Annotated in this window: 21 protein-coding genes; 11 read left to right on the top strand and 10 right to left on the bottom strand. The window is 47.1% G+C overall.

All coding sequences use genetic code 11. The features are described 5' to 3' along the window. Positions 1-7: 7 nt before the first annotated feature. Positions 8-874, bottom strand: coding sequence for a 16S rRNA (cytidine(1402)-2'-O)-methyltransferase (gene rsmI, locus EXT46_RS14490; protein ID WP_130148104.1), 867 nt, complete (start codon positions 872-874; stop codon positions 8-10). Positions 875-964: 90 nt separating this feature from the next. Between rsmI and EXT46_RS14485 the strand changes: the two genes are divergently transcribed. Genes EXT46_RS14485 through dolP form a run of 4 tightly spaced genes read left to right on the top strand, consistent with a single transcriptional unit; the run spans position 965 to position 4,351 of the window. Further along, positions 965-2,854, top strand: coding sequence for a penicillin-binding protein activator (locus tag EXT46_RS14485; RefSeq protein WP_022946089.1), 1,890 nt, complete (start codon positions 965-967; stop codon positions 2,852-2,854). Next, positions 2,823-3,194 (top strand): YraN family protein, encoded by a 372-nt coding sequence (locus EXT46_RS14480; RefSeq protein WP_022946090.1) that lies wholly within the window; start codon positions 2,823-2,825, stop codon positions 3,192-3,194. Before EXT46_RS14485 ends, EXT46_RS14480 begins: the two co-directional genes overlap by 32 nt. Further along, positions 3,195-3,785, top strand: coding sequence for an SIS domain-containing protein (locus EXT46_RS14475; protein ID WP_130148102.1), 591 nt, complete (start codon positions 3,195-3,197; stop codon positions 3,783-3,785). It begins immediately after the preceding gene. Further along, positions 3,785-4,351, top strand: a complete 567-nt coding sequence (gene dolP / locus EXT46_RS14470; protein ID WP_130148100.1) for a division/outer membrane stress-associated lipid-binding lipoprotein — start codon at positions 3,785-3,787, stop codon at positions 4,349-4,351. The genes EXT46_RS14475 and dolP overlap by 1 nt, the downstream gene beginning before the upstream one ends. Before the next feature lie 104 nt (positions 4,352-4,455). On the opposite strand, the gene EXT46_RS14465 is transcribed toward dolP, so the two are convergent. From EXT46_RS14465 to EXT46_RS14445, 5 genes are read right to left on the bottom strand one after another with little or no spacing between them, the layout of a single operon-like run. Further along, positions 4,456-6,549: a type IV pilus secretin PilQ family protein gene (locus tag EXT46_RS14465; protein WP_130148098.1), complete on the bottom strand. Its 2,094-nt coding sequence runs from the start codon at positions 6,547-6,549 to the stop codon at positions 4,456-4,458. Next, on the bottom strand, positions 6,533-7,069 hold the full coding sequence (locus tag EXT46_RS14460; protein ID WP_022946663.1) for a pilus assembly protein PilP: 537 nt from the start codon (positions 7,067-7,069) through the stop codon (positions 6,533-6,535). The genes EXT46_RS14465 and EXT46_RS14460 overlap by 17 nt, the downstream gene beginning before the upstream one ends. Next, positions 7,069-7,668, bottom strand: coding sequence for a type 4a pilus biogenesis protein PilO (gene pilO / locus EXT46_RS14455; RefSeq protein WP_022946664.1), 600 nt, complete (start codon positions 7,666-7,668; stop codon positions 7,069-7,071). The genes EXT46_RS14460 and pilO overlap by 1 nt, the downstream gene beginning before the upstream one ends. Then, positions 7,665-8,231 (bottom strand): PilN domain-containing protein, encoded by a 567-nt coding sequence (locus tag EXT46_RS14450; protein ID WP_022946665.1) that lies wholly within the window; start codon positions 8,229-8,231, stop codon positions 7,665-7,667. The genes pilO and EXT46_RS14450 overlap by 4 nt, the downstream gene beginning before the upstream one ends. Further along, on the bottom strand, positions 8,219-9,298 hold the full coding sequence (locus tag EXT46_RS14445; protein ID WP_022946666.1) for a pilus assembly protein PilM: 1,080 nt from the start codon (positions 9,296-9,298) through the stop codon (positions 8,219-8,221). The genes EXT46_RS14450 and EXT46_RS14445 overlap by 13 nt, the downstream gene beginning before the upstream one ends. A gap of 134 nt (positions 9,299-9,432) precedes the next feature. Here EXT46_RS14445 and EXT46_RS14440 point away from each other — a divergent pair, with 134 nt between their 5' ends. Then, on the top strand, positions 9,433-11,994 hold the full coding sequence (locus EXT46_RS14440) for a PBP1A family penicillin-binding protein (protein WP_130148096.1): 2,562 nt from the start codon (positions 9,433-9,435) through the stop codon (positions 11,992-11,994). A gap of 51 nt (positions 11,995-12,045) precedes the next feature. Here the strand turns inward: EXT46_RS14440 and metL are convergent, their stop codons facing one another. Together metL and metB are read right to left on the bottom strand one after the other, a co-directional pair. Then, on the bottom strand, positions 12,046-14,391 hold the full coding sequence (gene metL, locus EXT46_RS14435) for a bifunctional aspartate kinase/homoserine dehydrogenase II (protein ID WP_130148094.1): 2,346 nt from the start codon (positions 14,389-14,391) through the stop codon (positions 12,046-12,048). Positions 14,392-14,400: 9 nt separating this feature from the next. After that, positions 14,401-15,561, bottom strand: coding sequence for a cystathionine gamma-synthase (gene metB / locus EXT46_RS14430; protein WP_130148092.1), 1,161 nt, complete (start codon positions 15,559-15,561; stop codon positions 14,401-14,403). A 179-nt stretch (positions 15,562-15,740) separates the two neighbouring features. Here metB and metJ point away from each other — a divergent pair, with 179 nt between their 5' ends. Then, positions 15,741-16,061 carry a met regulon transcriptional regulator MetJ gene (gene metJ / locus EXT46_RS14425; protein WP_022946657.1) on the top strand — a complete coding sequence of 107 codons (321 nt, stop codon included), beginning with the start codon at positions 15,741-15,743 and terminating at the stop codon, positions 16,059-16,061. 191 nt (positions 16,062-16,252) lie between these two features. On the opposite strand, the gene EXT46_RS14420 is transcribed toward metJ, so the two are convergent. Together EXT46_RS14420 and rpmE are read right to left on the bottom strand one after the other, a co-directional pair. Then, entirely contained in the window at positions 16,253-17,497 is a 1,245-nt protein-coding gene (locus EXT46_RS14420) for a malic enzyme-like NAD(P)-binding protein (RefSeq protein ID WP_130148090.1), read from the bottom strand. A gap of 465 nt (positions 17,498-17,962) precedes the next feature. Beyond that, entirely contained in the window at positions 17,963-18,178 is a 216-nt protein-coding gene (gene rpmE / locus EXT46_RS14415; RefSeq protein ID WP_081604468.1) for a 50S ribosomal protein L31, read from the bottom strand. Positions 18,179-18,402: 224 nt separating this feature from the next. Between rpmE and priA the strand changes: the two genes are divergently transcribed. The 5 genes from priA (at position 18,403) to EXT46_RS14390 (ending at position 23,617) form a co-directional block, all read left to right on the top strand. Next, complete coding sequence (gene priA / locus EXT46_RS14410; RefSeq protein WP_130148271.1) at positions 18,403-20,628, top strand: primosomal protein N'; 2,226 nt, start codon at positions 18,403-18,405, stop codon at positions 20,626-20,628. Positions 20,629-20,647: 19 nt separating this feature from the next. After that, positions 20,648-21,178 carry an SPOR domain-containing protein gene (locus EXT46_RS14405; RefSeq protein WP_130148088.1) on the top strand — a complete coding sequence of 177 codons (531 nt, stop codon included), beginning with the start codon at positions 20,648-20,650 and terminating at the stop codon, positions 21,176-21,178. Between the two features lie 154 nt (positions 21,179-21,332). After that, a complete protein-coding gene (gene hslV, locus EXT46_RS14400) occupies positions 21,333-21,851 on the top strand; it encodes an ATP-dependent protease subunit HslV (protein WP_022946651.1) in 519 nt (172 codons plus the stop codon). An 11-nt stretch (positions 21,852-21,862) separates the two neighbouring features. After that, positions 21,863-23,191 carry an HslU--HslV peptidase ATPase subunit gene (gene hslU, locus EXT46_RS14395; RefSeq protein ID WP_130148086.1) on the top strand — a complete coding sequence of 443 codons (1,329 nt, stop codon included), beginning with the start codon at positions 21,863-21,865 and terminating at the stop codon, positions 23,189-23,191. 51 nt (positions 23,192-23,242) lie between these two features. Next, positions 23,243-23,617 (top strand): DUF971 domain-containing protein, encoded by a 375-nt coding sequence (locus EXT46_RS14390; protein WP_130148084.1) that lies wholly within the window; start codon positions 23,243-23,245, stop codon positions 23,615-23,617.

Genomic DNA, 23,617 nt, shown 5'->3' with positions numbered 1-23,617 from the left:
CAGCACTTTATTGCTTTTGCGCTATCACGGCCTTATACAGTGCATTTTTCTTTTGTCCGAGATAGTCAGCAGCCACGCCGCAAGCTTGCTTCAGTGGCATGTGCTCTTCCAGCAAGGCAATCAAACGCAGTGCCTCTTCACTTACGGCACTGGCCTTATTCGATTTCCCTGGCAGCATCAACACGATTTCACCCTTTTGTCGCGCAGGGTCCTGCTGTAAAAACTGCTGTAACTCAGTGACCGTACCACTGAAAAAGGTCTCGAAGCTTTTCGTTAACTCTTTAGCAAGCACGACTTGAGCTTGCTCTCCTAGCGCGACACTTAAATCCTCTAAGCTCGCCATAATACGGTGCGTACTTTCGTAAATAATGCTGGTCATGCCTGAGTTATAAGCGTCACTGAAAAAGCTTTGTCTGGCCTTGGATTTTGCTGGTGCAAAACCAATAAATTGGAATTGGTCTGTGGGTAATCCGGAGCAACTCAGCGCCGCAATAGCTGCACATGGGCCGGGAATTGGCGTTACTTGAGCCCCTTGTTCACGGCATAAACTCACTAAGGCATAACCAGGATCGCTTATCAGAGGTGTTCCGGCGTCGCTCACCAGCGCTACGTTTTGTCCTTGCTGTAGCCAAGTGAGTACCTGCTGTGCCTTTTGTTTTTCGTTATGATCATGCAAGGCAAAGGTACGCTTACTGAGTCCCAGGTGCGACAGCAGCTTGGCAGTGTGGCGCGTGTCTTCAGCAGCGATTAAGTCGACGTCACTTAGGGTTTTGATAGCACGCTGGCTGATGTCATCCAAGTTACCAATGGGTGTGGCAACAATAAATAAGGTACCTTGGTCTTGGGGGTCGGTTGAAATATCCGCATTGGACATTGAGCTCTCCTGCATCAGTCAGTAAGATAAGCGAATCACACTAAGGCCAATTGGAATACAAAGACTGTGCGACTCAAATCGATTGCTTTTATGCTGTTATTGTCAGGCTTATCGGCCTGCAGCACAACACAAAAGCCACAAGAAAGTGAAAATCTTACAACTAACGTGAGTGAGCCTGAGCCGATTCAGACACTCAGTGCACAGCAGTTATACCAACAAGCTCAAAATAGCGAAGGCGCCACTCGCGTACAGTTACTTAACCGCACTCAAAACCAGGCTATTAATGAGCAAAACTGGTCGCTATTATTGCAAGCCAGCGATACCCTGTTACGCAGTCACCCTGAGCAACAAATTCAAGCGGTGTTATTAAAGTCTTACGCGCAAGCGCAAATGGGCGAACCACAACGTGCTTTGCAAACCTCACGCTCAGTGCAATCGCAATTACAAACGCCAGAGCACTTCTACTGGCATCAGTTAGTGCAAGGCACCGCCTACATGCGAATGCAAATGCCACAACAAAGCGCACCATTTTTATTGCGTGCTTCAGAAACCGCAAACCGCTATCAAATAGAAGCGTCACAGTTAAACCCTATTTTGTGGCGGTCTTTACAATCTTTGAGCCCACAACAGCTAACAAAGTATGACTCCGGCTCAGCTATCGCTAAAGGCTGGGTGCAACTTGCTAAAATAAAACAACTTTATTTGGGTTCTCCGGTTGAATTACACCAAGCTTCTAATAACTGGCAACGCCGCTATCCAGGACACCCCGCGAGCTTTGCCCTAGACGAAAAAGTGGCTGAGCTGATGAAAGTTGAGCCCTATAACGCTACTAAATTAGCCGTTATTTTACCTTTAAGTGGCGCTAATAAGGGCTTGGGTGAAGCCGTGAAGTCAGGAGTATTAGCGGCCCTGGATAACTATCAATTCGAAGACATTTATTTCATTGATGCAAATTTAGAAAATCAGCAACTAACGCAGCAGCTCAATGACAAGCAAATCGATTTCGCCGTGGGGCCATTACTGAAAAGCAACATTAACCGCTTTGAACAGCACAACCTGCTAGAGGGAATACCCAGCATATACCTGAACCGCAGCGACATCGAACGCCAGTCTTTACAGCATTATTATTTTGCTCTAGCCCCGGAGCACGAATTAGATCAGGCCTTAGCACACTTTATGGCTAAAGGCTTTGAAAAGCCGCTGATCTTGGCCCCAAATGAGCGCTCAGGACAAAGATTGAGTGAGCACTTTAGCAGTCAGTGGCAACGTTATAATGAGCAACCACCACTTGTGGGGTTATTCGATGACAATAAAGAAATGGAAAAAGTCATCACTGAGTTACTTGAAGTCGACGATAGCGAAGCACGCATAGACGCCATCGAGGGCATTTTTAAGCGCAACGTAAAGAGTGAAACCCGTTCTCGTCGCGACATAGATGTGGTTTATCTACTCGCTAATGCCACGCAAACTCGGCTATTAAAACCCTATCTTGATGTTAACGTGAGCACCTTCGTTGAGCGCATTCCCCTGTATGCAAGCTCCAAAAGCCACAGCACGCGTATTGATAGCACCGATAAACGTGATTTAAATGGCTTATACTTCACTGAGTTACCGTGGATGCTACCGACAAAGGGGTTAGCTAATCTGAATACTCGGCAGCTCAGAGAACGCTTTGATAGCCTCTGGCCTGACGTTGCCGACATTGAGCAGCGTCTATTTGCCATGGGCTATGATGCGATTTCACTGATCCCGCAATTGCGACAGCTCAGTATGCTGCCAGGAAAAAGTCAAACCGGTCTTACTGGAGAGCTAAGTGTAATAAGTAACGGCGAAATTGTTCGCCATTTAGCGTGGGCACGCTATCAGTCAAGAAGCATTAACAAAGTGAGTCTTGAGCACCTCGATCCCACACCGCTTTTCATGAAGAAGCAATTTGAGGAATCGAGTAATGTCATGGCTCCCGAAAGCGTGGCGCAATAGCCGAGAAAAAGGCCAGCACTTTGAGTTGCTGGCACAGAAATACCTAACTCAGCAAGGGCTGACGCCGGTGGCGCGCAATTACCATTGTCGCTATGGCGAACTGGACCTGATAATGAAAGAAGGTCAGGTGTGGGTATTTGTTGAGGTAAAGTTTCGTCGCCACAGTAGTTATGGCGGGGCTCTGCATGCGCTTAGCCACACCAAGCAACAGCGACTACAAAGAACCATTGCACACTATGTGCAACAAAAGGGCTTAGCAGGCTGCGTATTGCGTGCTGATTTTGTCGCAATACAAGGTGAGAAAGAGCCAGAGTTTCACTGGATAAAGAACGTATTATAAATGCAGGAACAAGTTAAAGCACTTTTTACCGAAAGCATTCAGGCGCAAATTGCCGCAGGGGAAGTTTTACCTAGCGTGCTTGAAACCGCTTCGTTGAGTATTGCACAGACATTGATTAACGGCCGCAAATTATTATGTTGTGGCGCTGCAAGTTGCCATATGCTCAGCGACCATTTTGCCGCTCTGTTGGTGAACCATTTTGAGACCGAGCGCCCGTGTTTACCTGCGGTATCACTGTCATCACACGCACTGAATTTAAGCCCGGCTGGCTCATCACAACCCAGCCGCGATATCTTTGCTAGGCAGATTAAAGCGCTCGGCGAGCAAGGGGATTTATTACTTGCCATTGCTATTAATGGCAATGAAAAGAATGTCGTCAGCGCCGTAGAAGCCGCTTTGACTAAAGACATGACCGTTATCGTGTTAGTCGGCGATGATGGCGGCGAGCTGGCGGGACTGCTCAGTGCAAGTGACGTCGAGATTCGCGTACCAGCTAAGCGTCCAAGCCGTATTTTGGAATCTCATGTAGTCAACATACACTGTTTGACAGAACTTGTTGATATGACCTTATTCCCACAGGAAGAAAGCTAATGAATAAGAACCTTATAGCTATTTTAGTTGGTACTGTGCTTTTGCAAGGCTGCGCCGCAGCCGTAGTCGCCGGCACCGCTGGCGCAGTCACAGCAGCTAACGATCGCCGCACTATAGGCAGTCAGATAGATGACAATAATATTGAAATAAAAACCACCATGGCGATTAAAGAGGCGTTAGGCGAAAATGCCAACGCCAACGTGTCTGTCGTCAGCTATAACGGTATTGTATTACTGCTAGGGCAAGTGCCGAGTGAACAGTATAAAACCACTGTACAACGCGCAGCAGAGCGCATCGATGGCACGCGAAAGCTTCATAACCAATTACGTATTGGCTCCCCTACCAGCATCACCACACAAAGCCACGATACCTGGCTAACATCAAAGATAAAAACCCAGTTGTTGGCAGCTGAGGATGTCAGTGGTAACAATATTAAAGTCGTCACGGAAAATGGTGAGGTCTTTTTAATGGGGCTGGTAGCAGACGTGGAAGCAAACAAAGCGGTCAATATCGCCCGCAATATTTCAGGCGTGGAGCGCGTGGTTAAGGTATTCGAATACATGTAAAAACGAGAGCGCCCATTATCGGGTTACTTAACTCGCATTTTCGTTATCAGCGCACACAAAAAAGCCACTTCAAACGAAGTGGCTTTTTGCTATCTAACTCGTGCTTAAATCGAGTCTTCTACCATGATCTTCGGAGTAACAAAGATAAGTAGCTCCTTTTTCTCATTACGCTCACTGGTTGAGCGGAATAAGTAACCTAGGTAAGGAATGTCACCCAACAACGGTACTTTACTGGCAGAGTTAATAATTTGCTGCTGGTAAATACCACCAAGCACCACTGTTTGACCATTTTCTACTAATACCTGCGTCTCAATACGTTGTGTATCGATTGCTGTCGCAGGGCCAGTAGGCGTGTCTACGGTGTCGCCTCGGGTATCCTGGGTAATCGCAAGATCGAGAATCACTTTGTTATCTGGGGTGATATGAGGCGTCACTTCTAAGCTCAACACCGCTTTTTTGAAGGTTACGGTAGTGGCACCACTTGAGGCGGCCTGAACATAAGGAATTTCCGTACCTTGTTCAATTCGTGCCTTTTTCTGGTTAGCCGTTGTGATTCGCGGGCTAGCAATGATTTCACCTTTGTTCTCTTGCTCTAGCGCTGTAAGCTCGAGGTCGATCAAGGTACCATCTGCTAACTTCGCTACATGCATACCAATGCTTCCCGCAGGGTTAGCGATAGGCAAGTTAACATTTAAACGGTCGCCAATACTTGGGCGCTGACCGTTAGCAATAGCATTGGCACCATCAAGATTACCAGAAATACCGTCACTGTCTTGCTGGTCACTGAAACCCCAACGGATACCTAAGTCTTCTTGAACATTGTCACGAACGGTGACCATGCGCGACTCAATCACAACCTGCTTAACTGGCACATCGAGGTTTTCTATCATACGACGCACGTTTTCAATACTTTTCGCCGTATCTTTGATAAGCAGAGTGTTGGTACGTTCATCAACAGACACACTACCACGCTGAGAAATAATGCTGTTTACATCGGTTTTCAGTAGGTCTGCAAAGGTCTGCGCCTTGGCATAGTTAAGCTGAATATACTCACTGTAAAGCGGCTCTAAGTCTTCAACTTGCTGTTTGGCCTTAAGCTCTTTTGCTTCTCGCGCAGCGAGCTCTTCGGTCGGTGCAACCATTAAAATGGAACCATCCATACGCTTATCTAAGCCTTTAACTCGCAGCACAATGTCTAACGCTTGGTCCCAAGGTACACCATCTAAACGAAGAGTAATGTTACCTGCTACTGAGTCACTAACAACGAGGTTAAAGCCGTTATAGTCAGCGATGATTTGCAATACTGCTCGAATTGAGATGTCTTGGAAGTTCAAAGACATTGGGCGGCCTTGGTATTCTTTACCATTACCCAAGAAGCTACGCTTCGACTCATCTTTTTCAACAGTGATAGTAAAGATGTTGTCTAGCTGCTGATAGTTGTAATCAAAGGCATCTGTGGTATCGATAACGATACGACTGTTGGAACCATCTTTGAAGGTTTCAATCATGCTCACAACAGTACCAAAGTCCATAACATCGAGTTGATACAACAGATCATCGATAATGTCCGTATTATGGAATTCAACAACAATCTTACCCGCTTGCTCTCTTACGTCGATAGCCGCCATATTCTCTTGCAAGAATACCAGCACCCGAGCTTCGCCTTTTTCGCCACGACGAAAATCTAACGCTTGGATACGGTTGATGTAGCTTGTGCCTTCATCTTCTTCTGCAATTGTTTGTGCAGCATCTTGCGTAGGGTTGTCAGAAACGTGCAAGTAGAACAGGTTTTTATCGATACGGGTTTGATAAATCTTTAAGTGATCAAGATACACCGTCACTTTAAAGCCGTCGTTTACGAACTCACTGGTGACTTTTTCAACACCCGCTTTATTGATTAAGACCTCTTCAAGGCTCTGTTCATAATCGGCTTCGTCAAAAAACAGTTCAATTCGCGCTGGCTCACTGAATACCTGAATCTGCGGTTCGATGTAGATCTCTTCGTCAAAAACGAACTCGATCTCAGTTTCACCTTCCAGCAAAGGGTTATAGCGAACGTCGTACAACAGCGGCACTGCGGTCGCAAAACTCGACATAAATAGGGTCGCAAAAGCGAGTACCAAAGAGTAAATACGATTCATATTGAATCCGTGTTTTTGCATTGTGCTTTTACCTTGATTTTTATGAACTGGAATCATCGCCTGCCTCCAACATCTCTAGCTTGGTCAGGCGTTCTTTCCAACATCCTGCTCCATCAGGGATTAACTCTAATAATTCTATATAGTTACTGCGTACTTGTGTCACTTTACCGTGATACAAGCCAACATAGTTGCCCCGTGATACACGGTGCAATGTTGCATCCGACGCTTTCACTAACGCCCACGTTTGCTCACCTGAGCCTAAAGTTCCCTTCATTGATAAGTTATCCAACGGATAACGCTCCAGCGGTTCCTTTTTACGCTGTGGATCGGGGTGCAAACAGTTTTGCACTTGTATCAATTTATCTTGAATAACTTCCGGGCGGGGTGCCACAAATGGGCTACGCAAGCTCGAAGCATCATAAGCAAAGTGTTCAAACTGCGCGACTTCGGGGATAGGCTCAACATTAGGTTGAGTGCTGGCTTTTACCCGGTTAATAAATTCGCGCTGTTCGGTTGTATCATCAAAACAACCACTCAATAACACCGCCACGGTGGTAATTGTGAGGAGTTTTTTCATTATTCTGCCCCCTCATAGCGATAAGTTTTAGCAACCACACTGAATACCAGCTGGTCATCACCCGTCGCTTCAATTTCAAAGTCGTGCAAGCTGATAATACGAGGTAGTTGAGCCACTTTGCCAACAAACTCGCCAAACTCGTGATAACTTCCCTCTACTTCGATTTTGATCGGAAGCTCGGTGTAGAACTCTTTCTTAATCTCGGGAAGCCAACCGATTTTTACGAAGGTCAAGCCACTTGTTGTCCCTACATAAGAAAGGTCATCAAGTAACCCTGGGGTTTCGTTCGACGTTGGTAGCTTCTTCAACAACTGCGAGAACTTTTCTTCCATTTCCTGCATTTGTTGCTTGTAGATTTCTAATCTACTTGCCACGGCGTACTTGGTACGGTAAGTGCTGCGTAACTCAGACTCTTTTTTCTGAGCTTGCTCGTAAGAGGTTATTTCGTCAGCAACCAATAGTTTATAGCTGAAAAACAACACCAATGCTGCAGCAATCACACAAACAATTGCTTTTACGGCTACCGGCCAATCCCCGATATTATCAAGTTCCAGCTCATTCCAATCGATATCGTTGAGGGATTTAAGATCTATACTCATTCTTGTGCCTCGCCAATTTCATCGAAAGACTTCACATTGAATTGCATATTGAAATCGCTAAGTAATCGTGACTGCTCTTCACCGGCTACAATGCCTTGCAATGAGGCATTTTCAAGCAGGTATGAACTCTCTACCTGACGGATCATAGTCGATAAACGGTTGTTTGACTCACTTTTACCCGTTACTTGAATCGCATCGCCGCGACGCTCTAAGGTTGTGAAGTAAACACCTGAAGGTACAATTTTCGCTACTTCATCCATTATTTGGGTACCGAGATTTCGGTTACTTTGCAGCTCTTCAATTAGACGCATGCGCTGTTGCAAGCTTTCTTTCTTCTTATCTAGCTCACGAATTTCTGCGATGCGCCTATCTAAGATCTGAATTTCCCGGCTCAGGAAGTTGTTACGAACGTTCTGCCCATCTTTGAGTGCGCTGTAAAATGAACTTAAAGCAAACATTGACGCAAAAGCGGCAACTAAGACAACAACTAAAATAGTTACAAAACGTTGTTGTGCTTCTTTACGCGCGGCCTCACGCCAGGGCAATAAATTTATATGTGGCATGCTGAGAAACTCCTCAATGCAAGACCCGCAGCAACAGCGAACTGTGCCTTATGCTTTTGCATTAGCTCTTGATCCACTTTGGAACCAATCTCCATGCTCGCAAATGGGTCAACGACAACAGTGTGGATCCCTAACTCGTCGATTAATAGTCTATCTAACCCTTCGATCATTGCCGTTCCACCAGAGAGAACAATGTAATCCACTTGGTCTTTCCCGCTGGTCGTAAGGAACATTTGCACGGCTCGACGCACTTGCTGTAGCAATGAGGTCTGGAACGGCGCAAGTACCTCAAACGTGTAGTTTGGCGGCAAATCGCTGGTGCACTTGGCGCGCTCAGCTTCGTCAAAGTTTTTATTGTAGTAGGAGACAATAGTGTTAGTGTACTGCTCGCCACCGAAGACTTGGTCCCGGGTGTAGATGGTTTCACCCTTTTGCACCACACTCACTAGCGTCATCACCGCGCCGATATCCACAAGCGCCACAACTTTGTCTTTCGCATCTTCTGGCAGTGCAGCATAGCTCACATCCAAGCTACGTGATAACGCGTACGTTTCAACATCAACCACCTTAGTATCAAAGCCACCGGCCTCAACGGCGCCGGAACGAGCTTCAACACTTTCGGTGCGCGCAGCAGAGAGTAAAACATTAACCTTGGATGGATCAGCTTCATTTATTTCCAACTTTTCAAAGTCGATACTGACTTCATCAAGTGGATAAGGAATTAAGCTGTCAGCCTCAATTTCGATTTGTGACTCTAGTTCAGAGTCACTCAGAGACACATCCATGTAGATCATCTTAGTGATCACTGTTTGACCGGAAACTGCAACAATGGCATGGCTAACAGACTTTGGAATGCGCCGTCTAAGTTTTGCAATAACTCGTCCAATCGCCTCAATGTCTTGAATGTTACGCTCGGCCATAGCCCCTTTAGGCATGGGCTCTATAGCAACAGCATCAAGGCGATAACCCTGCTCATGCTGTGTTAATAACACCGCTTTTACAGAGTGCGAGCCAATATCTATACCGACCATAGCAGGCACAGACTTTTTAAGAAGTCGATTTAACATAAGAGCAACGTGAAACCTTTTTTTATAATTATAATAGACTTATAAATTATCGATGAAAAAATTTTATTCACTATTCAATCAAGATATACTACCAATCTCTTCGCTCAATTGGGAGTCTAAACAGGGAAATATCCGTGAAAATATTCAAAAAATTTTTACAAATCCTTTGCATATGTGTCCTCTTGGGCTGCATCGTACTAGCTGGGCTGTACCTTTACGTCAGATCTGACATCCCCAGTGTGGCGGTGCTAAAGGACGTAAAATTGCAGACTCCAATGCAAGTATTTACCCGAGATGGAAAACTTATCAACCAGTTTGGTGAAAAACGGCGAATTCCCGTAAAAATCAGCGAAGTACCTCAGCCTATGCTGAATGCATTCCTGGCCACTGAAGATAATCGTTTCTACGATCATTACGGTATCGACCCTATCGGTATTGTCCGTAGTGCAATCGTTCTTATCTCGACGGGTGAAAAGCGCCAAGGCGCAAGTACTATCACCATGCAGCTGGCACGAAACTTCTTTCTTACTCGGGAAAAAGCATACATCCGAAAAGTGAAAGAAATATTTATCGCATTGCATATTGAGCAATTATTGACCAAAGATGAAATCTTTGAGCTTTATCTTAATAAGATTGAGCTTGGTAATCGCGCCTTTGGCATCGGTGCTGCAGCACAAGTGTACTATGGAAAGCCTCTACAAGAACTTGATTTAGCGCAAATGGCTATGATTGCGGGCCTACCCAAGGCGCCTTCTGCACTTAACCCTATCCGCAACCCTGAGCGTGCTAAAAATCGCCGCAACGTCGTGTTAGGCCGGATGTTAGATGAGGGCTATATCACTCAGGCTGAGTTTGATGAGGCAACTAATAAACCAATTACCGCACGTTTCCACGGCGCCGAGATAGAGCTTTATGCGCCTTATATTTCTGAGATGGTGCGCGCCGAGTTGGTTGCTCAATATGGCGAGGAGCAAGCCTATAATTCAGGTATGCGAGTTTACACCTCGGTAGAGTCAAAAGTGCAGCAAGCAGCTCAGCAAGCATTGCGTGATAATCTATATGCGTATGATATGCGCCATGGTTATCGCGGCCCCGAAGCCGTGCTATGGGATAGCGAAACCGAAGCTCCTCTTGACGAACCACAGTTAATCGCCCACTTGCAAGGCCTTAACCCACTCGCTGACTTACATGGTGCAGTGGTGATGAGTGTGGACGAGCAATCCGTTGAAGTACTTAATGAATTAGGTGAACGGTTCACCATAGAGTGGGACGGGTTAAAATGGGCGCGCAAATTTATTACTCAGTCTCGTCAAAGTTACGCTCCGAAGAGCGCGGCCGATATTCTCTCTGCAGGTGCTCAGATTTGGTATCGTTTCGACAATGACGGCCGCCCGCTGTTAGCGCAAGTTCCCGAAGCATCCAGTGCACTGGTCTCTATTGACCCTAAAGACGGCCGTATTAAGGCGATTGTCGGTGGCTACAGCTTTGAACAAAGCCAATACAATCGAGCGGTTCAGGCAAAGCGCCAAGTTGGCTCTAACATCAAGCCCTTCATTTACTCTGCGGCGTTAGAGCACGGTTACTCCTTAGCAACCATTATTAACGATGCGCCGATAAATCACTGGGATAAAAGCCAAGGTGTTGCTTGGCGACCCAAGAATAGCCCAGCTAAATATGTCGGCCCGATCCGTGTTAGACGTGCCTTAGCGCAGTCAAAAAACGTGGTTTCAGTAAGGTTGCTGCGCGGCGTCGGTGTAGACCCTGCCGCTGAACACTTACTCAAGTTTGGCTTTCATGATGAAGATATTCCGCGCAATGAAACCCTGGCGCTGGGAAGTGCTTCATTAACACCTTTAGAATTAGCTCGCGGTATGAGTGCTTTCGCCAATGGTGGGCATTTAGTTGAGCCTTACTTTATTACCGAAATACAAAGCGCCGAAGGCGAAGTGCTAATGCAAGCTCGACCCTATAAGGCCTGCTCTGAAGAGCAAAAGCGCAGCAATGAAATGTTTGCAGAGTTGGCAATGCTCGAGCCCAGCAGCACCAGTGAGAGTAATCCCGACAACACTGACAGCACAGAGACTACTGATACCCAGTTACCGCAATGCGCACCACAGGTTATTTCTAAACAGAATGCCTTCTTAATTGCCGATGCGATGACCAGTGCAATTTGGGGCGGTGGCAGCTGGAAGCATGGCACCGGCTGGAATGGCACAGGCTGGCGCGCAACACGGTTAAAGCGCCGTGATTTATCAGGTAAAACCGGCACCACCAACAACTCGGTCGATACCTGGTTTAGTGGCTTTAACGCCAATGTTATGACCACAGTGTGGGTTGGCTTTGATAACCCAGGTAACCCGCTAGGACGCAGCAGTTACAACAACAACTTAGGGAAAGGACAAACCTTTGGTGCCGAATCTGGTGCGAAAACAGCGCAACCGGCTTGGATTGATTACATGCGTGTGGCCCTTGAAGATGAGCCTGCGGCCCCTATTGAGCCACCCGAAGGACTGGAATCAGTACGAATTGATTTAAAATCAGGATTATTAAGTCATCAAAACGACCACACCAGCCGCTTTGAATACTTTATAAAGGGGACTGCCCCCACTAAGTATGTGGAAAAAGCGCCGCCGGTGATCTTCGAAACGCAAGGGCAGGATGAGCCTGAGCTGCCCACTGAAGACGAACTCTTCTAAATAAAAAAGCCAAGCAGTGATGCTTGGCTTTTTTATTACCCTGTTACCGCATTAACTAAGACTCTCAATAAGCCAGTAGAGATCTGAGTGGACACCTGCAGCGGTGACCTCTTTCCCTGCACCTGGGCCTTGAATAACCAAGGCATTCTGCGCATACCAGCGACTGTTGACGACAAAGATATTGTCGCCCGGACTTAACCCCGCTAAGGGGTTGGATTGTGCCACTGCAACAAGACCCACTTGGGCTTTTACCTTGCCATCAACAATGCGTAAGTCAGCGTTGTACCTCAGTACCTTTTGCTCGGCTTGCGCCTGCTGTGCGTGGGTGCTAACAAAGTCATCAAGTAAGGCAATATTATCGAGAAAATCCTGCCAGCTCCCTTTTGCTAAAGACTCTGGCATCAGTGGGCTTAACTCAATATCGTCAATGTCCAACTGCAAACCCAACTCGCGTGCAAGGATCAACAGCTTACGTTGTACATCTCGACCGGATAAATCTTCACGCGGATCGGGCTCGGTAAAGCCCAGCTTTTGCGCCGCAAAAAGCAGTTCAGAAAAAGCTTGGCTGCCATCATAGTGACTGCATAACCATGATAACGTCCCAGAAAACACACCTTGAATACGGGTGATCTCATCGCCACTACGCTGCAAATCAGCTAGTGCAAAGTTAATGGGTAGCCCAGCGCCAACACTGGTGTTATAACGCCATTTGAGATTGCGCTCTGCCAGCTCGTTACGTAACGACTGATACCAACTATGTGGCGCTGTTCCGGCATACTTGTTGGCACTGATCAAATGACAGTTAGCTCGCACAAAGTCAGGGTAAAGGCCACTGAATGACTCACTGGCGGTTATATCAATGACCACCTTGTGTTCGTAATCAAGCTCATTGAGGCGTTCGCACAACTGCTCGCTTTGATAGGGAACCGCTTGTTCTAACCATTGACCTTGCCAATTCTGCGGGTCTAACCCACAGGGGTCAAATAACATGCTGCGACTTCGAAGTAGACCAACCAGTTTTACCTCAAAATGCTGCTCTAAACGCGCTAGCTGCTGCGTAAACTGTTGTAAAAACACACTGCCCACATTGCCAAGGCCGGCGACAATCACGGCAATTTGCTGGTGTGCACCAATTAAGGTGCGATGTACCTTCCCTAAACTATCAGCATCAATGATTTGATCAGTCAATACCAAGGCGTAGTCCTGATCGCAGTGGCTAAAGCGGATAGTCAAGTTAAGCTGCTCTAAGCATGCCAGCATTTCTTGGTAGCCTTGCTGAGTATACTGGTTTGGGCTAACTAAGGCGCACCCATTGAGGTTTGACTCAACGAGTTGTCCACGCTCTCCCAGCTCGCGGGAGATCAGAGTGCTGTGGGCGCTAGGTACAATCAAAAAGTCTACACCCTGCTGCTGAAAATAGCCTATGGTGTGCTGTATAAGCTGGCTTAACGTTGCCAGTTCATCCACTTTAAGGCTCGACACACGATATAGGTCAACGCCCTCGATGGTGGTCACAAAACGTTTATGCTTACAGTAACCTTCGCGGACAATCTCGGTGCCACTGGCATCGCTGTCATAGGAGCTGCGCACCGATAGCTTAATCGCGCTACCTTGCAAAGGCGACAGCGTTTTCGCATGCAATACCGGATTACCTAACTGGGCAAGGCGGTTGGCTTGGCTACGACAGATTTTTTGATATTTTAAGGCATCGGCTACTTTGCGTGGGTCGGTGCTGAAAACCCCCTGCGTGTCGGTCCAGATACAAACTTGTTTGGCGTTGACATAACGGGCCAATAAAGTGGCGCTGTAGTCACTGCCATTGCGTCCCAAGGTGACAGTTTGCTGGTTGCTATCGGCGGCAATAAACCCCGTTACAACGTTGATTTTATCCCTGACAATATGGCGCTCACAGAGCTTTTCATTGTCCAAATGCAGAAGTTGCCCTTGGTGCACACACAGTAGCTGCCGCGCATCAAGATCTTGCGCAGCACAGCCTAACTGCTGCAAATAGGTTGCGAGCAAGCGTGCCGACCACAGTTCACCATGGGCTAATAAGGATGCCTCATCTAAGGTATTGGTCTGCAATTGCTCGGCTATGCGCTGAAGCTCACTATTAAGCTGTGATTGCAGAGCGTGTGCTTGGTGCGCTGCCAATAGCTCATCAATAAGCTCATGCTGATGGGTGCGTAGCAACTGCAAGACATCATGATAACCATGGCTATCGTGCTGTTGATAGGCCTGCCACAACTTCACTAGCGTATCCGTGGTTTTGCCCGCCGCAGAGACCACCACCACGTCACCGAGTTGGCTGTTGCCGATAACAATATTGGCGACCGCATGGTAACGCGCCGCGTTGCTGAGACTCGAACCACCAAACTTATGTACAACCTGAGTCATAGTATCCTCTTATTTGCTTGCTAGGGCGTTAAAAGCGGCATCTAAGTCATCGATAAGATCCTGCTTATCTTCAATACCAACAGAAATCCGGATGAGCGTGTCGCCGACCCCAGCTTCAAGTCGCGCGGCCTTGTCCATGCCCGCATGAGTCATGGTCGCCGGGTGACAAATAAGGCTTTCCACCCCGCCCAACGATTCCGCTAAGGTAAACTGCGTTACTGAGGTGAGGAATTTGGCACTGTCTTGCAACTGACCTTTAATATCAAAGCTCACCATGCCGCCAAAACCCTGTTGCTGCGCTTTTGCCAAGTCGTGTTGTGGGTGCGAACTCAACCCTGGGTAGTAAACTGACTGCACACAAGGATGCTGTTCAAGGTATTGGGCAATCGCCAAGGCGTTCTCTTCATGCTGCTTCAGGCGCACTTTCAAGGTACGCAAACCACGCAGGGTGAGATAGCTATCGAAAGCGGCGCCGGTAATGCCAATATTATTAGCCCACCATGCCAGCTCTTCACCTAACTCTTTGGTTTTGGTGATCACCGCACCACCGACCACATCGGAATGACCATTGATATATTTAGTGGTCGAATGCACCACCACATCACAACCCAATAAAAGCGGGTTTTGTAAGGCGGGAGATAAAAACGTGTTATCGGCTGCAACCAGCGCACCAATGCTCTGCGCGGCATCGCACACTGCGCGGATATCCGTGAGTCGCAAAATGGGGTTACTGGGTGTTTCAATCCACAGCAGTTTGGGTTTGGCGGCCACTAAGCGTTGGTAACAGTTTGATTGAGTGAAATCGATAACCTCAACCTTGAGCAACCCCCGCTTCGCCAAAGAAGTAAATAAACGATAACTGCCGCCATAACAATCATGGGGGATCACTAGGGTGTCGTTGGGCGTCAGTAGCTGCGTCACTAGGTGTACTGCGGCCATACCTGTCGCGGTAATAATTCCGTGCTCACCTCCCTCTAGTTGCGCTAAGGTCTGCGCCAAAATATCCCGATTGGGATTACCGCTACGACCATAGTCATATTCGCGTTTGCTATCAAAATCAGCAAAGGAATAGGTGGTCGATAAATGAATGGGTGGCACCACCGCACCATGGTGCTTATCGGCATCAATACCATGGCGCACGGCGATGGTGTCTTTTTTTAGTTGTGACATATTTGCCCCCAATCAAGAAAATAGATGTTTAGACGTCCAAAAGGTTAAATTAACATAATTTAGAAGTCAAAACATTTATACGTCTAAATAGCTAATTTATGAATATTTGACTATCCTTACCAACGCGATAAAATTTCGCCCTTATTGATGCCTAAGTGACCAAAAATAAGACGCAAATTATGGCCAAGTGGAATGGTGAATACATTCACCCTTATGCGGAGCATGGAAAAAAAGCCCAACAGGTAAAGAAAATTACCGTTTCCATCCCGCTCAATGTTTTAAAAGTATTAACCGATGAACGTACTCGCCGCCAGGTGAATAATCTTCGTCATGCCACCAACAGTGAGTTGCTGTGTGAAGCATTTCTACATGCCTTTACTGGTCAGCCGCTGCCAAATGACGAAGATCTCCGAAAAGATAACCCGGAGAAGGTACCTGAAGAGGTGAGAAAAATTATGGAAGAAATGGGTGTGGAAGTGCCTGTTATCGGAGAGGACTAGCAAAGACAAGCCAGTTTAACTAAACCCTGAGCATTAGGCCTCATTGCAGGAGCTAGCTTAGTATTGTTCATAGATGTCGCAAGTCGGCCTGTATGAGAAGCGGTTAGTGAAGCAATTGCTCTTTGCAAGCCATAAAAAACCCAAGCACTGAGCTTGGGTTTTCTTTTTTCTAGCGCTGAGTAGTAAAGTGATTACTCAGCCATATAATTCGCTGGCATATCAATTTGCGCAACACCTGATTCCACAGCCGCTTGCGCCACGGCTTTCGCTACGCGTGGTAATAATCGTGGATCCATAGGCTTGGGAATAATGTATTGCGCGCCAAACTCTAATTCGCTCACTCCAGATGCCGTTAACACTGACTCAGGTACTGGCTCCTTGGCGATGCTACGAATAGCCTCTACAGCGGCAATTTTCATCTCATCATTGATAGCGGTGGCACGCACGTCCAGTGCACCACGGAAAATAAATGGGAAACACAGTACGTTATTCACCTGGTTCGGGTAGTCAGAGCGCCCAGTGGCCATAATTAAGTCTTTGCGCGCACTGTGTGCCACATCCGGCTTAATTTCTGGGTCTGGGTTAGAACAGGCAAAAATGACTGGCTTGTCGGCCATCAACTTAAGGTCTTCAGCTGAGAGCAAATCTGGGCCAGAAACACCAACGAACACATCGGCATCGGCAATAACGTCTTGCAAGGTGCGCTTATCGGTGTTGTTAGCAAATAATTGCTTGTATTCATTTAAGTCATCACGACGCGTGTGGATCACCCCTTTACGGTCAAGCATGTAAATATGCTCGCGCTGAGCGCCACACTTAATAAGCAGCTCCATACACGCAACTGCCGCTGCGCCAGCCCCCAAACACACAATCAGAGCATCACGAATATCTTTACCTTGAATTTCTAAGGCGTTTAGCATGCCTGCGGCAGTGACAATAGCAGTGCCGTGTTGATCATCATGAAATACTGGCACATTACAGCGTTCAATGAGCGCTTGCTCGATTTCGAAGCACTCTGGGGCTTTAATATCTTCGAGGTTAATACCGCCAAAGGTATCGGCAATATTTTCTACAGTGTTAATAAAGTCTTCCGTGGTGCGATGCTTCACCTCGATATCGATGGAATCAAGATTAGCAAAACGCTTAAACAGTAGTGCCTTGCCTTCCATGACCGGCTTAGACGCTAACGGCCCTAAGTTACCCAATCCTAAAATGGCGCTGCCATTAGAGATCACAGCAACCATGTTGCCTTTGGCCGTGTATTTATAAGCATTATTAGCATCGGCAGCGATTTCACGTACCGGCTCTGCGACACCTGGGCTGTAGGCTAAAGCGAGATCGTTAACGGTCTCGGCGCTTTTGGTGAGTTCAATGCTAATTTTTCCTGGAACGGGGTTAGCGTGGTAATCGAGGGCTTTTTCACGAAAGTCAGACATGAACGAGTATCCTGCTAGAAATGTATGTGAGAGTTCAGCTAGTTAAGGCAAACCATACCGCTTTTCTAAATATATTCAAGCAATATCAGGTCTATCCTGTTGTACGAAATTAAAGGGTTTTAAGCCCAAATTCATGCACATTATCTAAAGCTTTATGTGTAAATTTTGATATTCCATGCACTATAGGGACTTATGCATGCATAAAAAACCACCTAAAGCCATGCATAATGCTATATCCGAATAACTTAATATAACTAAAAAGAATACCGATCGGATAACGAATCTTATTGTTCGCTAATAACAAAGTAAGTGAATTTTAGTGAACTTTAGCGTCATTATTGTGCTTTTTTGTCACTTTAAATGAGCTAGAGCTTAAGGTGAAATGGCTAGTATGAATAACGGGGATGGATAAAAATCATAGACACAAAAAAAGCACCCGAAGGTGCTTTTCTCGACAAGCAAAGATTACTTCTTGCTGCTAAGCGCACCGAAGCGCTTATTGAAGCGATCTACACGACCACCTGTATCAAGGATCTTTTGCTTACCAGTGTAGAATGGGTGACACTCTGAACATACGTCTAGGTGAATGTCTTTACACAGGGTAGAGCTTGTCTGGAATTTGTTGCCACAAGAGCACGTTGCGTTGATTGCTTCGTACTTAGGGTGGATACCTTCTTTCATGGGGGTTACCTCTAAATAGGCCGTATCGCTCTCCAAACCCGAAGTTTGGCACCATACGCGTTAGTTTCAATGTGCCAAAGCATGGATATAACCCGCTCAGCACCCTTAAGGCCGCGTATTTTATTTGACTCCTGATTAATGTTCAAGCTTTAATTGCGGCTATTCACTGCGCCATGAATTTAGTACATTAGCGCTATATTCTAGTTCTTGGGGCCTGATTTTTGTTGCCATCATCTCGCGATTCCAACAGCCACAGTAGCAACGCGACCCCGTGCTACGTTGAAGTAGCACTTAAGGTGCCCTTACACCGTAGCTTCGACTATTTATTGCCCATCGAGTTGTGCTCTCGCGCCGTGACTGTAGGGGTAAGGGTCAGTGTTCCTTTTGGTTCGCGTGTCCTGACCGGTATGGTGTTAAAGGTAAAAGCCAGCACAGAGATGCCGGAAGATAAAGTCAAAGCCGTTAAAGCCGTGCTCGATAGCACTGCCATTATTGATGACAGTCACCTACAGTTATTGCAATTTACTGCTCGCTATTATCATTATCCATTAGGTGAAACCGTCTTTACCGCTTTGCCAAAAGCGCTGCGTGAAGGCGCGGATATTGATAAAACCAGCATTAATTACCTGCAACTCACCAAGCAAGGGCAACAACAACCGACACTGCGGGCGAAAAAGCAACAAGCCTTGCTTAAGCAGCTAGCTGAATCAGGGAAATCGCCCACCACGGAAATTAAAGCTCTGGGCTACTCCAAAGCCACCATTGATGCCCTCATCAATAAAAAACTAATAACTCAAGCAGTTGAGTTTGATAGTCAATGGCGCGAGCAGCCATTACAAGTGGCCAACAAACCAAGGTTAAACAGCGAACAAGCTGTCGCCTGCACGACCATTAATCAATCTCCTGGGTTTTCCGCTTTTTTACTTGAGGGAGTCACTGGCAGCGGCAAAACCGAGGTGTATCTGCAGTGCTTAGAGGAGGTTTTGCAACAAGGCAAACAAGCCTTAGTCTTGGTCCCCGAAATAGGCCTAACACCACAGACGGTAAATCGCTTTCGCCGCCGCTTCCCCAATACGCCAATTATGCTCTGGCACTCAGCGTTGACAGATAATGAGCGTTTGCAAACCTGGCGGTTTTGCCAAAAAGGTAGCTGTGCCATAGTGATTGGCACACGTTCAGCGATTTTTATGCCGTTTTTACGCATAGGCATGATTATTGTCGATGAGGAGCATGACGCCTCATTCAAACAGCAAGACACCCTACGCTATCACGCCCGAGATCTGGCTGCTTATCGTGCGCAACAGCAAAACATTCCCTTAGTTCTAGGCAGCGCGACCCCTGCCCTGGAAACACTCAACCGTGCATTGTCCGATAAGTACCAATTGCTCAGTCTCACCCAACGGGCACAAACCAGCAGTGACAATCAATTTGAACTCATAGACATTAAAGGTCAGCACCTTGAGGCTGGACTCAGCCATAGCGCCCTTGCCTATATCAAGCGTGAGCTGGCGAGACAAAAGCAAGTGATGGTATTTTTGAACCGTCGCGGCTTTTCCCCTTCGCTCATTTGCCATGAGTGCGGATGGCTCAGCGATTGCTCGCGTTGTAGCACCAGCGCGACCTACCACAAGGCCATGCGTCGTTTGGTGTGCCATCATTGTGGCGAGCAAAGTGCACCACCCATGCAATGCCCGGATTGTGGTAGCACACAAATAAACCCAGTGGGACTGGGCACCGAGCAATTGCAAGAAGCACTAAGCGAGCAATTTCCCGACACACCCATCAGCCGTATCGACCGAGATTCAACACGACGTAAAGGCAGTTTGGAGGAAGAACTGGCTGCCATCAATCGCGGCGGCGCACGCTTATTGGTGGGCACACAAATGCTAGCCAAAGGCCACCACTTTGCCGATGTCAGCCTAGTCATTATTCTTGATGTCGACGCCGGGTTATACTCATGTGATTTCCGTGCCACCGAACACTTAGCACAACTAGTGACTCAAGTAGCAGGACGCGCAGGGCGCAGTGGCGAACCAGGCACCGTGTTGCTGCAAACTCACTTCCCAGAGCACCCACTATTGCAAGATTTAGTCAATAATGGTTACCAACACTTTGCCCGTTATGCTTTGCAAGAGCGCCATGAAACAGAAATGCCACCGTTTTCGCACTTAGCCCTGCTAAGGGCGGAAGCGCATGATTTATCGCTACTGTTGCGCTTTTTATCGGATTTAGTTCCCGCAGCCCCCGTGCCTAAGATACAATTGCTGGGTCCGATTCCCGCACCGCTCGAGCGAGTCGCTGGCAAATACCGTTATCAATTGCATATTCAAGGGCAAGATAGAGGCGCGCTACACGGCTTTTTGGCGCAACTAATGAACTACCTCGGTAGTAATAAGCTGGCGCAAAAAGTACGCTGGAATTTGGACGTTGATCCCATAGACATGATGTAAAGAGAACACAAAAACAATTATGGCCCAGCACGACTATATAAATCGCAAACGACCTCAGCGTGGTAAGAACAAAAAAGCCCAAGCAAAAAAGCCTCTGCCGCTTGTGCTTATTGCTTTGGCCATTTTGTTACTCGCCGGCTTCGCTTACGGCCTCTGGTATATAAAAACCCATGCTGATCCTGAGGCTGTTGAGCAAGTTAAGCAGAAACCAAGCGCCTCCAAGCCAGAAATTAAAAAGCCGCAAACGCCCGAATTTATCAACGAAATAAAGCAAGCCGAGATAGAGGTTGAGGTCAAAGAAATTGAGCAAAAAGGCCCTTATCAAATGCAATGCGGGTCATTTAGAACCTATGCGCAGGCGGAAACGCTCAAGGCCAAAATAGCCTTTGTCGGGCTAGTATCAGAAATCAGGCGCACTGAAGGCAGCAATGGCGTCTGGTTTAGAGTACGGTTAGGCCCCTATCCGACTAAGCGCGGCGCAGAGAGCGATAAGAACAAGCTTAAGCGTCAGGCAAAAATCATGGGCTGTGGCATCTGGTTGTGGAATTAGGCAAAGCGAAAGCCGTTATCGCCATGTAAATAACCAAGCAGGCACAGCAAATCACATAAAGGGATTGCAAGTTTACCTTGAAATCCCTTTTTCATGCCCATATTTCCTCGCTATTAGACAGTTACAAACACCCAGACTGGGTATAAGGACACACATGACCACAATCGTTTCTGTACGCCGTGAAGGCAAGGTTGTTATTGGCGGCGATGGCCAAGTTTCGCTCGGCAACACGGTAATGAAGGGCAACGCGCGTAAAGTGCGTCGTCTTTTCAACGGTAAAGTGATCGCCGGGTTTGCAGGCGGTACAGCCGATGCGTTTACCCTTTTTGAGCGTTTTGAAAGTAAATTAGAGATGCACCAAGGGCATTTAACCAAAGCCGCTGTAGAGATGGCCAAAGATTGGCGCAGTGACAGAGCCTTAAGGCGACTCGAAGCCATTCTTGCGGTTGCTGATGAAACCACCTCATTGATTATTACCGGTAATGGCGATGTGGTACAGCCTGAACATGACCTAATTGCGATTGGTAGCGGCGGCAACTTTGCCCAATCAGCCGCAATTGCATTATTAGAAAACACAGAGCTTGGTGCGCGTGAAATCGTTGAACGCAGCTTAAAAATCGCTGGCGATATCTGCGTCTTTACCAACAACCACCAAACTATCGAAGAATTGTAAAAGGAGCTGCCATGTCAGCTATGACTCCCAGAGAAATCGTTCACGAGCTTGATCAACACATTATTGGTCAGAGCAATGCTAAAAAAGCGGTGGCTATCGCCCTGCGCAACCGTTGGCGCCGTATGCAGCTTGACGAGAGCCTGCGCCAGGAAGTAACACCGAAAAATATCCTTATGATCGGCCCAACCGGTGTGGGTAAAACTGAAATAGCACGCCGGTTAGCCAAACTTGCTAATGCTCCTTTTTTGAAAGTAGAAGCGACTAAGTTCACTGAAGTTGGCTATGTTGGCAAAGAAGTAGAGACTATTATTCGCGATCTCGTCGACATTGCCATTAAGATGGTTCGTGAGCAGCAGGCGAAGAAACACCACTTCCGTGCTGAGGAAGCTGCAGAAGAGCGTATTTTAGACGCATTACTGCCACCAGCTAAAGACACCTGGGGCGAGTCACAACCGAGTGAAAATAGTAGTACCCGCCAAAGTTTCCGGAAGAAATTACGTGAAGGTCAGCTCGATGATAAAGAAATTGAAATCGATGTTGCTGAGCAAGCGCCTAATGTTGAAATCATGTCACCGCCCGGCATGGAAGAAATGACCAACCAACTGCAGAGCATGTTCCAAAACATGTCCGGCGGCAAAACCAAAAAGCGCAAGTTGAAGATTAAAGAAGCCTTTAAACTACTAGTTGAGGAAGAAGCCGCAAAACTGGTTAACCCCGAAGATGTTAAAGAGCTCGCTATTGAAGCCGTTGAGCAACACGGTATTGTGTTCTTAGATGAAGTAGACAAAATTTGTAAGCGCGGTGAAGCAAATGGTCCAGATGTAAGCCGTGAGGGGGTACAACGTGACCTACTGCCGCTTATCGAAGGTTCAAGTGTGAGCACCAAGCACGGTATGGTGAAAACTGACCATATTCTATTTATTGCTTCTGGCGCGTTCCAAATGGCTAAACCCTCAGATTTAATCCCTGAACTACAAGGCCGTTTACCGATCCGAGTTGAGTTAGACGCCCTCAGCGCCAATGACTTTAAGCGTATTTTGACTGAGCCGCATGCTTCGCTAACGGAGCAACAAATCGCGCTTATGAATACCGAAGAAGTCACCATCGAGTTCACTGATGATGCCATTGACAGCATTGCTCAAGCAGCGTGGCAAGTGAATGAAAAGACAGAAAATATTGGTGCTCGTCGACTACACACAGTGATGGAGCGATTGATGGAAGAAATATCCTTCGATGCTTCCGATAAGGCAGGCTCACGTCTTACCATTGACGGCGAGTACGTCAATCAGCACTTGGGTAACTTGGTGCAAGACGAAGACCTAAGCCGCTTTATTTTATAACGGCATGGGCTTGGGCAACTCCACCCAAGCCCTTTTTACTGAGGCTGGTTTATGTTGATAACAACCTTACACTATCATCAGCGTTCAAAAACCTTAGACATTCACTTTGACAATGGCGATAGCGCCGAGCTCAGTGCTGAATTCCTACGTGTACACTCCCCTTCTGCCGAAGTACAAGGCCACCATCAAAGCGAGCCAAACCTAGTCACCAACAAACGGGACGTTGGTATCAACAAAATCGAACCTGTTGGCCACTACGCCGTGCGCCTAATTTTTGATGATGGCCATCTCAGTGGCTTATACAGCTTTCGCTACTTAGCCGAACTGACCAGTAACAAAGATAATCTCTGGCAGAGTTATTTGGCGCGACTTAAATCAGCGAATGCCCAGCGTGATGCAAGCATTGCGATTAAGGTGACGCCTTAA

Source organism: Pseudoalteromonas sp. CO325X (assembly GCF_004208955.1).
GTDB classification, from domain to species: Bacteria; Pseudomonadota; Gammaproteobacteria; order Enterobacterales; family Alteromonadaceae; genus Pseudoalteromonas; species Pseudoalteromonas ruthenica.
This window is presented reverse-complemented; position numbering and strand designations above follow the sequence as displayed.

Bases quoted from the DNA above. Each gene is read 5' to 3' on its own strand.
- rsmI (WP_130148104.1), bottom strand. From the start codon at position 874: ATGTCCAATGCGGATATTTCAACCGACCCCCAAGACCAAGGTACCTTA.
- EXT46_RS14485 (WP_022946089.1), top strand. From the start codon at position 965: ATGCTGTTATTGTCAGGCTTATCGGCCTGCAGCACAACACAAAAGCCA.
- EXT46_RS14480 (WP_022946090.1), top strand. From the start codon at position 2,823: ATGTCATGGCTCCCGAAAGCGTGGCGCAATAGCCGAGAAAAAGGCCAG.
- EXT46_RS14475 (WP_130148102.1), top strand. From the start codon at position 3,195: ATGCAGGAACAAGTTAAAGCACTTTTTACCGAAAGCATTCAGGCGCAA.
- dolP (WP_130148100.1), top strand. From the start codon at position 3,785: ATGAATAAGAACCTTATAGCTATTTTAGTTGGTACTGTGCTTTTGCAA.
- EXT46_RS14465 (WP_130148098.1), bottom strand. From the start codon at position 6,549: ATGATTCCAGTTCATAAAAATCAAGGTAAAAGCACAATGCAAAAACAC.
- EXT46_RS14460 (WP_022946663.1), bottom strand. From the start codon at position 7,069: ATGAAAAAACTCCTCACAATTACCACCGTGGCGGTGTTATTGAGTGGT.
- pilO (WP_022946664.1), bottom strand. From the start codon at position 7,668: ATGAGTATAGATCTTAAATCCCTCAACGATATCGATTGGAATGAGCTG.
- EXT46_RS14450 (WP_022946665.1), bottom strand. From the start codon at position 8,231: ATGCCACATATAAATTTATTGCCCTGGCGTGAGGCCGCGCGTAAAGAA.
- EXT46_RS14445 (WP_022946666.1), bottom strand. From the start codon at position 9,298: ATGTTAAATCGACTTCTTAAAAAGTCTGTGCCTGCTATGGTCGGTATA.
- metL (WP_130148094.1), bottom strand. From the start codon at position 14,391: ATGACTCAGGTTGTACATAAGTTTGGTGGTTCGAGTCTCAGCAACGCG.
- metB (WP_130148092.1), bottom strand. From the start codon at position 15,561: ATGTCACAACTAAAAAAAGACACCATCGCCGTGCGCCATGGTATTGAT.
- metJ (WP_022946657.1), top strand. From the start codon at position 15,741: ATGGCCAAGTGGAATGGTGAATACATTCACCCTTATGCGGAGCATGGA.
- EXT46_RS14420 (WP_130148090.1), bottom strand. From the start codon at position 17,497: ATGTCTGACTTTCGTGAAAAAGCCCTCGATTACCACGCTAACCCCGTT.
- rpmE (WP_081604468.1), bottom strand. From the start codon at position 18,178: ATGAAAGAAGGTATCCACCCTAAGTACGAAGCAATCAACGCAACGTGC.
- EXT46_RS14405 (WP_130148088.1), top strand. From the start codon at position 20,648: ATGGCCCAGCACGACTATATAAATCGCAAACGACCTCAGCGTGGTAAG.
- hslV (WP_022946651.1), top strand. From the start codon at position 21,333: ATGACCACAATCGTTTCTGTACGCCGTGAAGGCAAGGTTGTTATTGGC.
- hslU (WP_130148086.1), top strand. From the start codon at position 21,863: ATGTCAGCTATGACTCCCAGAGAAATCGTTCACGAGCTTGATCAACAC.
- EXT46_RS14390 (WP_130148084.1), top strand. From the start codon at position 23,243: ATGTTGATAACAACCTTACACTATCATCAGCGTTCAAAAACCTTAGAC.